Genomic DNA, 15,085 nt, shown 5'->3' on the forward strand with positions numbered 1-15,085 from the left:
GCGCGGGTGTCAGTCCTTGACCGTCGAAATATCCGGCGCGTCGACGGCCTTCATGCCGACGACATGGTAACCTGAATCGACGTGATGCACTTCGCCGGTGACGCCGCGCGACAGGTCAGAGAGGAAATAGACGCCGGAATCGCCGACCTCTTCCTGCGTGACCGTCTGCTTCAGAGGCGAATTGTATTCGTTCCACTTCAGGATGTAGCGGAAATCGCCGATGCCTGATGCCGCCAGCGTCTTGATTGGGCCGGCGGAAATGGCGTTGACGCGTATCTTCTTGGCGCCGAGATCGACGGCGAGATAACGCACGCTCGCCTCAAGCGCGGCCTTGGCGACGCCCATGACGTTATAGTGCGGCATCACCTTTTCAGCACCATAATAGGTGAGCGTCAGCAACGAGCCGCCATTTGTCATCAGCGCCTCGGCGCGCTTGGCGATGGTCGTGAAGGAATAGACCGAAATGTCCATGGTGCGCAGGAAGTTGTCGCGCGTCGTCTCGACGTAGCGGCCGGTCAGCTCGTCCTTGTCGGAAAAAGCGATGGCATGGACGAGGAAATCGAGCTTGCCCCAATGCTGGGCAACATTGGCGAAAACCTCATCGAGGCTCGCCGGATCGGTGACGTCGCAATGGCCGGCGACAAAAGCGCCCAGTTCCGCCGCCAGCGGCTCCACTCGCTTCTTGAACGCCTCGCCCTGATAGGTCAGCGCGATCTCTGCGCCATGATCGACGCAGGATTTGGCGATGCCATAGGCGATCGATCTGTTATTGGCGACGCCCAGAATAAGGCCGCGCTTGCCGGCCATAAGGCCCTGTCCACCCGCCATGTAAGCGCTCTCCGCAAGGTTCTGCTTTGTGGAGTGCGTATCGCACAGGCACAGAGGCCCTTCAAGCACTCAACCGGACAGTTCGGGGGACAACAGCCGCCAATCAGCCTTTTTGGCCGCGCAACAGCGATTCGAGAGCAGCATCGCCGCCTTCCGGCAGCATGATCCGCACATGGGCGTAGAGATCGCCGTGGCCGCCGGCTTTTTCCGGCAGACCTCTGCCCTTCAGCCGCAGCACCTTGTCGGAACTCGACCAGGCGGGAATGTTGACAGCCAGCTTGCCAGTCGGCGTCTCGACCGGCACCTTGGCGCCGAGCACGGCATCCGCCAGCGTCACCGGGAGATCGGCGTGCAAGTCGCGACCCTCGATGCGGTAGCGCGGATGCCGGCGAATATGGATCTTGACCAGCGCGTCGCCGGGTTGGCCCGGCCCTTGCTCGCCCTGGCCCTTGAGCCGGATGGTCTGGCCGTCCTCGACATAGGCCGGCAGCTTCACCGCCACCTTGCGGCCATCGGGGAACATCGCGGTCACCTTTTCGGCCGTTGCGGCTTCCTCGATGGTTACGTCGAGCGTGACGTTCAGATCAGCGGCGGCAGGCTGGCGCCTGGCACCCCCTGCACCCCCGCGGCCGCCCGCAAAAGCATCGCCGAAGATCTGGCTGAAGATGTCGCTGTTGCCGTCGAAAGGATCGCCGCCAGGGCGGCCGGAGCGGAATTCGAACCGCGAACCGCCTGCGCCTTGCTGGCGAAAGCCGCCGAACGGATCGCCGCCGGCAGCGCCTTCAAAACCCTGGAATCTCGGCTTGCCCTCGGCGTCGATCTCGCCGCGATCGAAGGCGGCACGGTTCTTCTCGTCGCCGACGATCTCATAGGCCTGATTTGCCGCGGCAAAACGATCCTTCGCCTTGGGGTCATTCGGATTCTGATCCGGATGATGCTTCTTGGCGAGTTTCCGATAGGCCGATTTTATGTCCTTGGCCGATGCGTTCTTGGCAACGCCCAGCACCTCATAGGGGTCGCGCATGCTACTGCCCTGGAAATGAGTTGAGTCCACGTCGCCCTCTATATGCGCTCGCATAGGAAGAAATTCCAGTGCAGACCATCATATCGGCAGCGGAAAATCAGAGCGCCTTGAAGTCCTGCATGCGCCAGCCGCCGGCAGCCGCCAGGCATAGCTCACCCTGGAACATGGCGACGCCATCAAAGCTCTCACGCGAGGCCTTGAACCGGCGGCAAGTCTGGCCGTTGTCCTTCAATTCCGCAAGGTTGGTGATTGAACCGCGCGACCCTGTGCCGGCATTCGCCCAGGGCACCGATTGGCCGCCCAGTTGCTCGATGTCGGCGGAGGAGACCGCATTGCCGATCGTCGTCTGGTCGGAATCGCGATCCGTATCGGCAGGCCCCGTCGACGCCGGCGTACTGCTGGTCAGGATAGAGCGGTCGACCTCTGCCTTCTCCAGACTGAAGCCGCCCGCGCCGCAGGCTGCAACCGGCAAGGCGAGCACCACGACCGCGGCTTTCGCGCTGGCCGAAACGATTGCACGCCATTGCCTGCTGTCAAAGGCTTGCGCGATACGCGACAATCGGCAACCTCCTCTGCTTTGCGACGATTTGAGAAAACTATGAGTGACACAGAGTTAACAAGCGGTGACTTTACCGAGGCTGCCGAGCCGTTTCGCCTCTTTGCCACCTGGCTGGAGGACGCCACGAAGAGCGAGATCAACGACCCAAACGGCGTCGCGCTGGCGACCGTCGACGCCGACGGCATGCCGGATGTGCGGATGGTGCTGCTCAAGGGGTTCGATGAAACCGGATTTGTCTTCTACACCAATTTCGAGAGCGCCAAGGGCCAGGAAATATTGGGCAGCATGAAGGCGGCTATGTGTTTCCACTGGAAATCATTGCGCCGGCAGGTGCGCATTCGCGGACCGGTGGAGATCGTCAGCGATGCGGAAGCCGACGCTTATTACCAGACGCGGCCGCGTGGCAGCCGTATCGGCGCATGGGCCTCGAAGCAGTCGCGTCCCCTCGAAAGCCGCTTTGCACTGGAGAAGGCAGTTGCCGAATATACGGCGCGGCACGCCATCGGCGAGATTCCTCGGCCGAAGCATTGGTCGGGTTTCCGCATCGTGCCGCGCACGATCGAATTCTGGCACGATAGGCCATTTCGGCTGCATGACCGGGTGGTCTTCAGCCGTGATGCTGCGGACAGCTGGACCAAGAGGCGGCTTTATCCCTGAAGGGCTCAGCCTTTCTTCCTGGTCATGAATGCCGTCAGCGCAGCGCGCGCCTCGTCGGATTGCAACCGCTCTCGGAAGTGCGCGCTCTCCTCGGCGATACGGGCGACAAGGTCGTCGCGCGAACCGCGCATGAGATCGCGCGCTATCTTCAGCGCCTGTGGGGGCTTGGCGGCGATCTGGCCGGCCGCCGCCAGCACCGAGGCCTCCAGCGAACCCTCCTCGACCACTTCGTGGATCAAGCCTGCGACTTTCGCCCGTTCGGCCGAAAGGCCTTCGCCTAAACCCAGCAGCGCAAACGCGCCTTGCTGTCCCAAGATGCGCGGCGCCAGCAGGCTGGAGCCAGCCTCCGGCACAAGGCCGAGATCGACGAAAGGCGTCCTGAAAACGGTGCGGGGCGTGGCGAAGGTCAGGTCGCAATGCAAATTGAGGGTCGTGCCGATGCCCACCGCAATACCATCGACGCCGGAGACCATGGGCTTTTCGACCTTGGCCAGGGCCATGAGAAAATCCCAGACCTCGTTGCCACCCTCGCCGCCGGTGGCCACGACCATGAAATCGGCAAGGTCGTTGCCGGATGAGAAGGCGCCAGGTGCGCCGAGGAAGACATGCACCCGCACGGAAGGGTCGGCATCGCCCTCGCCGAGGGCGGCCGACATGCTCTCATACATGGCCCGCGTCAGCGCATTCTTCTTGTCGGGGCGGTTCATGCGGATGATCTGGATGGCGCCCTGGCGCTCTATGAGGATGTGCTCCGTCACGGTTCTTTCCTTGTGAGTTTCAGGCCGAAATCAGCGTCTCACCGGCAATTGTGAGGCTTTCGGCGCCATCGACAACCCGTTCCCTCAAGGCGCGCGCCTCGCCGAGAAGGTTTTCAGCAAAGAAGCGGCAAAGGGCAATGCGGCCGCGATCGGCAAGCCCGCCCCGCGCCAGATAGGCGGCGCCGGCAGCCAGCGACATTAATCTGAGGTAGGGCGTGGCACCGGCCAGCGCTTCGTCCGTCCGACCCTCGGCCGCCAACTTCTGCAGGAAGCGGGTCGCTAGCGTCAAATCGGCGAATGCCTCGTCCAGGACATCCGCGGTGCGCCCGAATCCTTCCAGATTGGATGTCCGCAGGGCATTGGCGACCGCGGCAAGTTCGGCGATGTAGCCATGCACATGCGCGCCGCCACCAAGCGGCAGCTTGCGCATCACCAGATCGATCGCCTGGATGCCGTTGGTGCCTTCATAGATCGGCGCGATGCGGGCGTCGCGAAACAGCGCGGCTGCTCCCGTTTCCTCGATGAAGCCCATGCCCCCATGCACCTGGACACCGAGCGATGCGACGTCGACGCCGACATCGGTCGAGAACGCCTTGGCCAGCGGTGTCAGCAGATTGGCACGGTCGCGCCAATGCGCCGCTTCGTCGCCGGATAGCAGGCGCGCCATGTCCATTGCGTGGGCACAGGAATAGGCGACCGCCCGAGCGATCTGGGTCAGCGCCTTCATGGTCAGGAGATTGCGCTGCACGTCGGGGTGGTGGACGATTGGAGCCATGCCGGCCCCGGTGTAGCTCGCCGCCTTGCCCTGGCGACGGTCATTGGCATAGGCGATCGCCTTCTGCGTCGCGGCTTCGGCGACGGCGACGCCCTGCATGCCGACAGACAGACGCGCGTTGTTCATCATGGTGAACATGCAGGCGAGACCCTTGTTCTCCTCGCCGATGAGCCAACCCACTGCGCCCGGGCTGGCACCCTCGAAACCGTCGCCATAGATCATCGTGCAAGTCGGCGAGGTGTGGATGCCCAGCTTATGCTCGAGACCCGAGCAGAAAACGTCGTTGCGCTCGCCCAGCGAACCATCGTCCCCGACCAGGAATTTCGGCACCAGGAACAGCGAGATGCCGCGTGTGCCGGCCGGCGCATCGGGCAGCCGCGCCAGCACCAGATGGATGATGTTGTCGGTGAGATCGTGCTCGCCATAGGTGATGAAGATTTTCTGGCCGAAGATGCGGTAGGTGCCGTCGCCGGCTGGTTCGGCGCGCGCGCGCAGGGCGTTAAGGTCCGAACCGGCCTGCGGCTCGGTCAGGTTCATCGTCCCCATCCATTCGCCCGAGACAAGCTTTGCGAGATACTTGGTCTTGAGTTCCGGGGAGGCGTGTTTGTCGAGCGCCTCGACCGCGCCCATGGTCAGCGTCGGCCCGATGCCGAAGGCCATCGAGGCCGAGTTCCACATTTCAAGCGCGGCGACGCCAAGCATGGTCGGCAGCGCCTGGCCGCCATATGCTTGCGGGCCGGAGAGAGCATTCCAGCCGCCGCCGATCCATCGGCTATAGAGGTCCTTCCAGCCAGGCGGCATGGTGACGTTGGCGCCGTTCAGCGCTGCACCATGTTCGTCGCCGATCTTGTAGAGGGGCGCCACTTCCTCGCTGGCGAAACGGGCGGCCTCAATGAGAATGGCGTCGACCATATCCTCGTCGAGATCACCGAACGAACCGGCATCGAGGGCCGGCTTCATACCGGCCACATGCTTGAGTGTGAAAGCGATATCGTCGACTGGTGCCCGATACATAGCCCGCTCTTCCTCCTGCCCGCCGGCCCTGGTCCACCCCAGGCGTGGCGTTGACGCAAAGCCATTCGGCCTTGGCTGTCCGATCTTCTTTTACGTAAACGTCAAATGTTGTCACGCGATTTTGCAATCGCGCCAACGCTTATTTGATTGCGTGGAGGCCGGACAGGTTGACCGGCCACAGACCGACAGCGACCGGGAACCACGCATGCTTGCCGGCCCGATCTTTATCGCTGCATCGAATGCGGCCTGCCCTATCGGGCCGCCGAATTCCAGTACCGTGAGGGAAGATTCGCGGCGGCGCCTCCTACTGTTCGGATCGCGATATATATTATGCTCGTCGCAATGCTCTCGCCCATCACCAAAAACGCGCCGCGGAAGGTACGCTGAGACAACAGCCCGCACGCGACCCGTTCGAGATGCGTCCCTAGCCTGAAACCGAGTGGTCTACGGGGCCACGACGACCAGGCCATCCAAGGCCACTGGCCCAGAACGCGATCGTAAGCCCAGCTTGCCGAGGATCGATTGTTCCCGGACAATTTGCCCGCCTCTTCTCCCGTTCAGCGGTGGGGCATTGGTGATGTGTTCCAGCATGGCTTCGGGAAGCATTCCTTAACCATGACGGTCCAGACTTTGCCCTTGGTCAACGGGATTGCCTGTTTTGAGATTTCCGGGGCGTTTTCATCGCCGTTCAGGGGGCGCCGTGCGGACTGCCGTTGACAGCCTGTTCCGCGCCCATGCCGTGGCCCCACTATCCCCACGCATCTTCGGGGGGCACGCGCTGACACTTCTCGCTTTAGCGACGAGCATGGCGCTGTCGACGGCGGCGAAAGCATCGGATTTTTCTGAGCCGTGGAAGAAAACCGACCGGGCCCTGGTGGTCGACGCTTACGAGTACAATTCGATCGACTGGGCGAAACTTGCCACCGACAAACGCATTGTCGGCTTCATCAACAAGGCGTCGGACGGACTGCCGCCGCCCTATTTCTGTTTCGGCGGCGACATCGAGGTGAGGCTCTGCAAGGCGTTGTGGAAACGCCATGCTGTAACGCGCGAGCTGTTCCAAACCCGCAGGGTGGTGGCCAAGGCCCTCGGCCTGAAATGGGGCGCCTACCATCTCGCGCGTCCAGGCAATCCGGTCGAGCAGGCCAACAATTTCCTCGATTTCGCCGACCCCGCGCCTGACGATCTTCTGGCACTTGATATAGAGGGCATCGACCCGACACAGTTCATGTCGCTGGAAGACGCCGAGGTCTTCGTGCGCCAGGTGCACCGGCGCATCGGCCGTTTCCCCGTCCTCTACACCAACGGCAAGACCGCCCAGTACATCGCCGACAACAGCTACAAATATGGCCTGCTGTCGCGGCTGCCGCTCTGGTATGCGCGCTACAGGCCCGACATCGACATGCATTTCCCATTGGGCAACTGGCAGCGCTACGCGCTCTGGCAATTCGCGGCGCAAGCCAATTGCGGCCGGGCGCGTTGCCCTTACAGGGTCGCCGGCACGCCGAACGACATCGACGTCAACGTCGCCCCGGTGGATGCCGCCACGCTGCGCGAGCAGTGGCCGTTCGGTGGCCTGATAGACGTCCCTGCCGATTATCTGGCGAGCGTACCGGTTCCCCTCTCTCGAGAGGCGGCCTTGGCCGGCAAGAGCACCATCATCTATGCCGATGTGGCAGCGCCGCCGACTTTAGAGGAAATCGCCGCCGTGCTCGGTTCGGGTTGGTCACGCTTCCGGGATGGCTTCCGCATGCCAGTCATGAACGCGGTGCCCCGGGGGACAGACTTCGGCATTGTCCAATATGTCGCCTGGAATCGCGCCGAGCGGCATTCACCCGGGCAACCCGACGCCGCCTTCGAAGCGGTTGATCCGATCAATACGGCCTCGACCGGAACCGATCGGGATCGGCGTTAAGCTTTCATTCCCGAATGTGCCCGTTCCCGCGCCACGGCCTGCCAGCCGATGTCACGGCGGCAGAAGCCGTCCGGCCAGTCGATGCGGTCGAGCGCGGTATAGGCTCTTTCCTGCGCCTCGCCGACAGTCGCGCCTGAAGCCGTGATGTTGAGGACGCGGCCGCCATTGGCAACCAGCGCACCGCCGTTGATGGCGGTGCCGGCCTGGAAAATCTGGACGCCAGCGACCGCCGCCTCGTCGACGCCGCGAATGACCGACCCTTTTTCCGGCGTGCCGGGATAGCCCCTGGCGGCCATCACCACGGTGAGGGCCGATTCGTCGCGCCAACGCACCGAGCTGTGCGCGAGCTGGCCGTCGGCCGCGGCATTGAGCAGGACCAGCAGATCGTCCTTCAGCCGCATCATCAGCACCTGGCATTCCGGGTCGCCGAAACGAGTGTTGTACTCGATCAGCCTCGGTCCCCTGTCGGTGATCATGAGCCCCGCAAACAATACGCCCGAGAAAGGCGCTCCAAGCTCGGCCATGCCGCGCATGGTCGGCTCGACGATTTCGCGCATGGTGCGCTCGATCATCTGTTGTGTCATCACCGGCGCCGGTGAATAGGCGCCCATGCCCCCGGTGTTCGGGCCTGTGTCGCCGTCGCCGACGCGCTTGTGGTCCTGCGCCGTGCCAAAGGGGAGCGCCGTGGTGCCGTCGCAAAGGCAGAAGAAGCTCGCCTCCTCGCCGGTCATGAATTCCTCGATCACGACCTCCGTGCCGGCGGCACCGAAGGAGCCCTCGAAGCAGGCGTCGAGCGCGGCGCGCGCCTCGTCGAGCGTCATCGCGACGGTGACGCCCTTGCCGGCGGCGAGCCCATCGGCCTTGATGACGATCGGCGCGCCTGTCTGTTCGACATAGGCCCTGGCGGATGCGATGTCGGCGAAACGACCATAGGCAGCGGTCGGGATGCCGTATCGGGCGCAAAGGTCCTTGGTGAAGCCCTTGGATCCTTCGAGCCGCGCCGCGGCTTTGGAGGGCCCGAAGACACGAATGCCCTGCGCTCGCAGATCGTCCGCAATACCGGCGACCAGAGGTCCCTCGGGACCGACCACGACGAGGCCGATGGCCTTGTCCTTGCAAAAGGCGGCGACGGCGGCATGATCGGTGACGTCCAGCTTCACCAATTCGGCTTCGCCGCCGATGCCCGGGTTGCCGGGTGACGCATAGAGCCTAGTCAGCAGCGGCGACGCGGCGAGTTTCCAGGCGAGCGCGTGTTCGCGGCCGCCGGAGCCGAGAAGAAGGACGTTCATGGCCACCTCGTAATGCCGACTTCGAAACAGTCTCTTGGAGCAACCCGCTATTGCCCTAAGCAGGACGGGTCAAGAGATCCGGGTGTTTTGACCAAGATTGCGCACGGGAACGTTACCCTGCCGGATACACTGCCCATGCAGCGAGAGCGTGCCCATCTATGATGCGTATCAGCGCGTGTCGGACGAAGCGCTGGCGTTCATTGGGGTGGCCACGGGCGGTCCGCCACCCGCGACATCTTTGACTCGTGAAAGACGGAGGGACGCGCTCCTCCGCTTGCCGCTTGACGGTTTCGGCCGCCGCTGCCACTCCATGGCGATGGAAACCATCCAGTCGAAAACAGCCCAAGGCCGCGTCGCCGATGCCCCGAACGGCCATTGGGTCTACCGCGTGCTGCCGCGTTCGATTTGGCCTTATGCCCAGCTTGCCCGTTGGGATAGGCCAATCGGCTGGCAGCTGCTGTTATGGCCATGCTGGTGGTCGGCCGCGCTCTCGGCGAGTGCTTATCCGCGGCCCGGCGACCCGCTGCTCTCCCTGCTGCCAGCGCCGTGGTACCTTGTGCTCTTCCTGATCGGCGCCATAGCGATGCGCGGCGCCGGTTGCACCTATAACGACATCGTCGACCAAGACATCGACAACAAGGTCGAGCGCACGCGCTCGCGTCCGTTGCCGGCCGGCAAGACGACGCGGCGGCGGGCATGGGTATTTCTGGTCGTGCAGGCGCTGGCAGGCCTCGCAGTGCTCATCCAGCTCAACGGCTTCGCCATCTTGCTCGGCATCTGTTCACTGGTTGTCATCGCCATCTACCCGTTCATGAAGCGAGTGACCAATTGGCCGCAACTGGTCCTCGGTCTGGCCTTTTCTTGGGGTGCTTTGATGGGATGGGCAGCCGAGTTCGGCGACCTCGATGGACCCGCGGTCATGCTCTATATCGGCTCGATCCTGTGGGTCATCGGCTATGACACGATCTACGCGCATCAGGACAAGGAAGATGACGCCATTGTCGGCGTGCGCTCGACGGCACGCCTGTTCGGCGACAACACCAAATCATGGCTCGCCGGACTCTATGGCGGCGCGTTGATCTGCTTCGCCGTCGCCTTCGCGTCGGCGCAGGCGCCGGTGGTGGCGCTGGCCGGACTGATCGCGGCCGGCGCGCATCTTGCGCGGCAGATCGCGGTGCTGGATATCGACAACCCCGACCAGTGCCTGCGGCTGTTCCGATCGAACAATCAGGTCGGTTGGCTGATCTTTATCGGCCTCATCGCGGGAGCGATTTGGGTGACGCTGAAGCCGCTGGTGTAGCGGCTTTTTCCCTCCTCCCCCTTTGGAAGAAGGTGGATCGGCGCGCAGCAGCGAGACGGCTGAGGGGTGCGGGACGGAGTGCCCCCATTGTCAAGCTGGAACGCCCCTCATCCGACCGAGCTCCGCTCGGCCACCTTCTCCCTCAAGGGGAGAAGGGGGTGCCATCCTAATCCCTGGAAATGATATCCTGGCCGTCGACGACCAGCCTTAGACCGAGATCGCCGGCCCTGCGGCGAGCGAGGAAACGCGGCCGGCGCATGGTCGAGACACGGCCCTTGCGGCGCTCCTGCGGCGGCAATGCCTTGATAGCGGCGCCGAGCGATTCTTCCAGCGTGCGGGCAACGCCGTCCGATTCGATGAGCAGCATGGGCAGGCGATATGCGTCCGCCCAGGCGCGCCAGTCGGCGGCGACATCTTCCAGATCCTCGGCCACCAGCAGCGGCACCGACAGCATCGGATCGTTGTGGAGCAGTTCCAGGGTCACCGTGACATTGCCGTCAGGATCCTCCATGGCGCGGGCGGCAACGCCGCGGAACGCAGTGGCCGGCAAAGCGATGATCGCGGGCACGCCACTCATCTCGAGAATGCGGCGGATCACGGCGCCGCGTTGATCGATGGTGAAGGTCACGTCGCCATAGTCGTCACGGGTCGCGTAGCTCACCATTTGGGGCAGGCGAAATGGGTCGAGGCGCATGTTGCGCCCGGCCCAGACTGGCTTCAGTCCGGTGTTCATGGAGTGCCTTCCTGTCTATCTCCTGAGAGCCGGTGTCCGGTTCTCTCCGGGCCGGTTATTCCGGCCTCGTTTGTGAGGTGACAGTAGCGCCGGCTCCTTACCGCCGCGCTTAAGAAAGTCGGTTAAATTTTGCTGATCTCAGGGATGGTTATCGGAATGCCACCGGCCACTAAATGTTGAAAGGATCAGATAACCTTACCGGGATTCATGATGCCGGCCGGATCGAAGGCGGCTTTGACCCGGCGCATCAGCTCGATCGCCATCGGCGGCGCGGTCTCGATCAGTTCGTCCCGCTTCAACTGGCCGATGCCGTGCTCGGCCGAGATCGAACCGTGAAAGCCGCGCACCACCTCGTGCACCGCCCTGTTCATGGCATGGTACAAGGCGAGGAACGCATCGTCATCGCCGTCGACGGGCCGCGAGATGTTGTAGTGGAGATTGCCGTCGCCCATGTGGCCGAAGCAGACCACGCGCGCGCCCGGACTCACGGCGGCGACGGCTTGGGCGGCTGTCTCGATGAATTGCGGAACCGTTGCGATCGGTACTGAAATATCGTGCTTGATCGACGCCCCTTCGGGCTTCTGTGCGTCGGGCAGGACCTCCCGGAAATTCCAAAAGGCATCGCCCTGCGCGAGGCTTGCGGCGATGACGGCGTCACCGACGATCTCCTGCTCGAGGGCGGCTGAGAGAACCTCCTCGATGAGCGCCCTTGCGTCCTCGGCCGAGCGACCCGAGGAAATCTGCATCAGAACGTACCAGGGCCAATCCTCCATGAGCGGCCGCACCACGCCTTTGGCATGGGCCAGCGTGAAGTCGTATGGCCGCCTGCCGATCAGCTCGAAGGCGGTGAGTGCCGCCCCTGCGCGGTCCATAGCCAGGCCCAACAGCGAAAGCGCCGCCTCGGGCGATGACAGGCCAACGAAGGACACCTCCCTGCCTTTCGGCTTCGGAAACAGCTTGAGCACGGCGGCGGTGATGACGCCGAGCGTGCCCTCGGCGCCGACGAACAGGTCCTTCAGATCGTAGCCGGTATTGTCCTTCTTCAGCTTGCGCAGATCGTCGAAAACCTCGCCCGTCGGCAGCACCACTTCGACGCCGAGGCAGAGTTCACGCGCATTGCCATACGCAAGCACACCGGTGCCGCCGGCGTTCGAAGACAAATTGCCGCCAATCTGGCAGGAGCCTTGCGCGGCCAGCGACAGCGGAAACAGCCGGTCTGCGCCATCGGCCGCTTCCTGCAGCGTCTGGAGAATGACGCCGGCCTCGACCGTGACCGTGTTGGACAGCACATCCAGCTCGCGAACGCGGTTCAGACGCGATAGCGACAAGATGATCTCGCGACCGGTCTTATCCGGAACCTGGGCGCCGACCAGCCCGGTGTTGCCGCTTTGCGGAACCACCGGCGTGCCGGTTTCGGTTGCCAGGCGCATGATGCGGCTGACCTCGTCCACATTGCCCGGCCGCAGCACCAGCGATGTCGCGCCATGCCACAGCCCACGCCGCTCGCTCAGGTAAGGTGCGATTTCGCGTTCGTCGCGAAGCGCATATTTCTCGCCGACAATCGCCGCGAAGCGATCAATGAGAACGGGGGCAAGCGGTGGTGGACTTTCGGTCATGCGGGAAAACTATGCCGCCGGCGCCGGGTTGTCACGAGGAGCCGCCGCCCGCGACAACCGATCGTTGATCGCCTCACCGAGCCCGTCGGACGGTATAGGCTCGACGGCGATGGCTCGCGCGCCGACGCGATCGAGTTCCTGCATATGCGCGAAAAGATTGGTCGCTGCTTCGCGCAGATCGCCCGATTGCGAGAGGTTGCGGAACGCGGCGGCGTGTTGCCATCCCTCTGCCCGCCGATCGCCGAAGCCGAGCAGGGCTTCATCCTGGGCGACAGTCCGCGCATCGAGCCGTACGGCGGCATCGGGCGCATAGTGCGAAGCAAGCATGCCCGGAGCCTCTATGCCGGCACTGCCGCCACGCAACAGTGCCATGCCGACGGCCGCTTCGATCTCTCCGGCGGCGATGCCGCCCGGCCTGAGCAGCCGTAATCGCCCACCTTCGGCTTTGACGATTGTCGATTCCAGCCCGACCGGTGTCGCGCCGCCATTGACCACCAGTCTGATCCTGTCGCCGAGATCCGCCGCGACCGCCTGAGCGGTCGTCGCGCTGATCCTGCCGGACGAATTGGCGCTGGGTGCGGCAATGGGGCGGCCGAGGTTTGCAATCAGGTCGCGGCCAAATCCCCTCGGCATGCGCAAGGCAATCGTATCAAGCCCCGCCGTGACGAGTGGATGGATGCCGTTGCCGGGCCGCTGCGGCAACACCAGCGTCAAGGGACCTGGCCAGAACGCAAGCGCCAGACTTTCCGACAGCCGATCAAACAGCCCGATATGTTCGGCCATCGCCATGTCGGCGACATGGGCGATCAGCGGGTTGAAGCGCGGCCGCCCCTTGGCCTCGAAAATCCGTGCCACGCCGATGCCGTTGGTGGCATCGCCGGCCAGCCCATAAACGGTTTCGGTCGGAATGGCGACGACATCGCCGGCCCGCAGCAGTGCCAAGGCAGGTTTCAACGCCACGCCGGCGGCAAGTATTTCAGCCACTCTCATCACCTCGCAGATGCAGGCTGCGTAATACGATGGCCGCCGTTGGGCAAGTCGGCGTTGGCAGCCCGGCATTGGCAATCCATCAATCTCTAAAATGGTATGTTTCAAAGAAAGCCGACAGCAATTTCGCCCCGTTACCATGCGGCTTCTTTTCAAAGGGAGCTATCCGTGTTTCTGCGTATCCTCTTAGGCGTCACTGCCGCCGCGTCGACTGGCGGCGTTCAAGCGTCATCGCTGGTGTTTCCCGCCGCGCCTTCCTCGACGCCCTCCATCGTTGCGCTGTCTCCTATGGGCCTGGCCAAGACGCGCGATGTGGTGGCCCTGGGCGAGCCCGATGTCACTTATGAAAAAGTGGCGGCGGTCCCGGCGGCGCCGGAGGCACCGGCGCGACACGTATTCATGCCCGCGCCCGTGATCATTCGCGGCGGCGTCGTCGGCGGAAATGCCACGGTGCCGACGCAAGGTGCGGCGCCTGCAGCCGCCACCGCCCCTGCGACCGCCTCGGCAGACTCTCCGCCGGAGGCACAGACGAATCCCAACGAGCCGGCAACATCCCAAGAACCGGCACCCCCCGTCCAGCCGACCAAGCGGACAGTCGGGACCAAGTAGCCGCCGTTCCAATGGCGGATCAACACAATCGCAGCTTGACGGCGGCCCGCTCGCCTGCCCACGATCGCCGGGCAAATCTCAGGGATCAGGTCGGCAGGCGCCGCCGCCTGAATTTCGTCAAGCGGCGATGGCATAGGCGTTTCATCGTTCGAAGGGGGTTGATCATGAGACTATCCAGGACTGTGACAGTGGCCGGGCTTTTGCTGGCATCGCTGATTGGCGCCGCTGCGGCGCATGCCGATGATTTGCTGGGGTCCTATGTCGCGCGTATTTCCGATCGCGATCACCAGGCGAGTGATGGCTACGCGCTGGAAGGCGCCGCGCAGATGGTGCGCCAGGACCGAGCCAATTGGCATAAATTCCACCGCCGCGACCGCGATGACGAGGGTGATTCCTGGTTCAGGAGCAATGACCAGCGAGCCGATTTGCAACGCATGCTGGGACGACCCGGCGCGATGAGTTCCTCGACGCGGCGAGCCATCGTCAACGGCGAACCGCTGATCCAGGTCGATGTGTACGAAAACAGCGTGCGCGTGAGCATTCTCGAAGACTGACGGCCGGCTTCGCTGAGCAAGAAGAAGGGCGACGCTCACGCGCCGCCCTTCCCTGTAAGCAGGAGCGGACCGAAATCTCAGGCCGCTTCGTCCTTTTCGTCTTCATCGTCTTCGGACTCCTCATCTTCGGAATCGTCGTCGCCGTCAGCCTTCACACTGTCGTCGGCGTTATCTTCGTCTTCGTCTTCTTCGTCGCCCGGCAGAGTGGGGTCTTCGGCGCCGTCTTGATCAGACACATCGCCTTCCTCATCGTCGCCGTCTTGGTCGCCATCCGACAGGTCGGCCCCTTCGACCTGGACGGTCGCGGCACGATCGAGCTCGGTCTCGGAAGCGGATGCGAGCGCCTCGGCAGGCGCCGGGGTTTCTTCAGTTATTTCGATTTCGTGATTGGAATTCATGAAAGCCTCCGTTGGATTGGGGAACGTGTCCCTTTTGCCACCGTGAGGTCATCGTCATATGACTGTAAG

At 63.5% G+C, this 15,085-nt stretch carries 15 protein-coding genes; 5 read left to right on the plus strand and 10 right to left on the minus strand.

Features of this window, described 5'->3' with window-relative positions:
• Positions 1 to 9 precede the first annotated feature (9 nt).
• The 3 genes from fabI to LB513_RS00360 all read right to left on the minus strand — a co-directional run bounded on the left by fabI (position 10) and on the right by LB513_RS00360 (position 2,411).
• Positions 10 to 828 carry an enoyl-ACP reductase FabI gene (gene fabI / locus LB513_RS00350; RefSeq protein WP_224661462.1) on the minus strand — a complete coding sequence of 273 codons (819 nt, stop codon included), beginning with the start codon at positions 826 to 828 and terminating at the stop codon, positions 10 to 12.
• A gap of 103 nt (positions 829 to 931) precedes the next feature.
• Positions 932 to 1,852 carry a DnaJ C-terminal domain-containing protein gene (locus LB513_RS00355; RefSeq protein ID WP_224661463.1) on the minus strand — a complete coding sequence of 307 codons (921 nt, stop codon included), beginning with the start codon at positions 1,850 to 1,852 and terminating at the stop codon, positions 932 to 934.
• A 97-nt stretch (positions 1,853 to 1,949) separates the two neighbouring features.
• On the minus strand, positions 1,950 to 2,411 hold the full coding sequence (locus tag LB513_RS00360) for an RT0821/Lpp0805 family surface protein (RefSeq protein ID WP_224661464.1): 462 nt from the start codon (positions 2,409 to 2,411) through the stop codon (positions 1,950 to 1,952).
• A 39-nt stretch (positions 2,412 to 2,450) separates the two neighbouring features.
• Here LB513_RS00360 and pdxH point away from each other — a divergent pair, with 39 nt between their 5' ends.
• Positions 2,451 to 3,068 carry a pyridoxamine 5'-phosphate oxidase gene (pdxH, locus tag LB513_RS00365; protein WP_224661465.1) on the plus strand — a complete coding sequence of 206 codons (618 nt, stop codon included), beginning with the start codon at positions 2,451 to 2,453 and terminating at the stop codon, positions 3,066 to 3,068.
• Between the two features lie 5 nt (positions 3,069 to 3,073).
• On the opposite strand, the gene LB513_RS00370 is transcribed toward pdxH, so the two are convergent.
• Both LB513_RS00370 and LB513_RS00375 read right to left on the minus strand, forming a co-directional pair.
• The gene (locus LB513_RS00370) at positions 3,074 to 3,826 is read right to left on the minus strand and encodes a crotonase/enoyl-CoA hydratase family protein (RefSeq protein ID WP_224661466.1); all 753 of its coding nucleotides are present in this window, start codon (positions 3,824 to 3,826) and stop codon (positions 3,074 to 3,076) included.
• Positions 3,827 to 3,845: 19 nt separating this feature from the next.
• Entirely contained in the window at positions 3,846 to 5,615 is a 1,770-nt protein-coding gene (locus tag LB513_RS00375; RefSeq protein WP_224661467.1) for an acyl-CoA dehydrogenase, read from the minus strand.
• Positions 5,616 to 6,420: 805 nt separating this feature from the next.
• Between LB513_RS00375 and LB513_RS00380 the strand changes: the two genes are divergently transcribed.
• Positions 6,421 to 7,530, plus strand: a complete 1,110-nt coding sequence (locus tag LB513_RS00380) for a glycoside hydrolase family 25 protein (RefSeq protein WP_224661912.1) — start codon at positions 6,421 to 6,423, stop codon at positions 7,528 to 7,530.
• Here the strand turns inward: LB513_RS00380 and purD are convergent.
• A complete protein-coding gene (gene purD / locus LB513_RS00385) occupies positions 7,527 to 8,819 on the minus strand; it encodes a phosphoribosylamine--glycine ligase (protein ID WP_224661468.1) in 1,293 nt (430 codons plus the stop codon). The genes LB513_RS00380 and purD overlap by 4 nt on opposite strands.
• 316 nt (positions 8,820 to 9,135) lie before the next feature.
• On the opposite strand from purD, the gene ubiA reads away from it, so the two are divergent.
• Positions 9,136 to 10,119: a 4-hydroxybenzoate octaprenyltransferase gene (ubiA, locus tag LB513_RS00390; RefSeq protein WP_224661913.1), complete on the plus strand. Its 984-nt coding sequence runs from the start codon at positions 9,136 to 9,138 to the stop codon at positions 10,117 to 10,119.
• A gap of 166 nt (positions 10,120 to 10,285) precedes the next feature.
• On the opposite strand, the gene LB513_RS00395 is transcribed toward ubiA, so the two are convergent.
• From LB513_RS00395 to LB513_RS00405, 3 genes are all read right to left on the minus strand, one after another.
• Positions 10,286 to 10,852, minus strand: coding sequence for a DUF6101 family protein (locus tag LB513_RS00395; RefSeq protein WP_224661469.1), 567 nt, complete (start codon positions 10,850 to 10,852; stop codon positions 10,286 to 10,288).
• A 185-nt stretch (positions 10,853 to 11,037) separates the two neighbouring features.
• Positions 11,038 to 12,468: an FAD-binding oxidoreductase gene (locus LB513_RS00400; protein WP_224661470.1), complete on the minus strand. Its 1,431-nt coding sequence runs from the start codon at positions 12,466 to 12,468 to the stop codon at positions 11,038 to 11,040.
• Between the two features lie 9 nt (positions 12,469 to 12,477).
• Positions 12,478 to 13,452 (minus strand): L-threonylcarbamoyladenylate synthase, encoded by a 975-nt coding sequence (locus tag LB513_RS00405; RefSeq protein ID WP_224661471.1) that lies wholly within the window; start codon positions 13,450 to 13,452, stop codon positions 12,478 to 12,480.
• 171 nt (positions 13,453 to 13,623) lie between these two features.
• Here LB513_RS00405 and LB513_RS00410 point away from each other — a divergent pair, with 171 nt between their 5' ends.
• Positions 13,624 to 14,064 carry a hypothetical protein gene (locus LB513_RS00410; RefSeq protein WP_224661472.1) on the plus strand — a complete coding sequence of 147 codons (441 nt, stop codon included), beginning with the start codon at positions 13,624 to 13,626 and terminating at the stop codon, positions 14,062 to 14,064.
• Positions 14,065 to 14,228: 164 nt separating this feature from the next.
• Positions 14,229 to 14,618, plus strand: coding sequence for a hypothetical protein (locus tag LB513_RS00415; protein WP_224661473.1), 390 nt, complete (start codon positions 14,229 to 14,231; stop codon positions 14,616 to 14,618).
• A 77-nt stretch (positions 14,619 to 14,695) separates the two neighbouring features.
• Here LB513_RS00415 and LB513_RS00420 read toward each other — a convergent pair whose 3' ends face one another.
• Positions 14,696 to 15,016, minus strand: coding sequence for an ATPase (locus LB513_RS00420; protein ID WP_224661474.1), 321 nt, complete (start codon positions 15,014 to 15,016; stop codon positions 14,696 to 14,698).
• Between the last annotated feature and the right edge of the window lie 69 nt (positions 15,017 to 15,085).

The sequence above is a fragment of the Mesorhizobium sp. ES1-1 genome, assembly GCF_020164785.1.
Classification (GTDB): Bacteria; Pseudomonadota; Alphaproteobacteria; order Rhizobiales; family Rhizobiaceae; genus Mesorhizobium.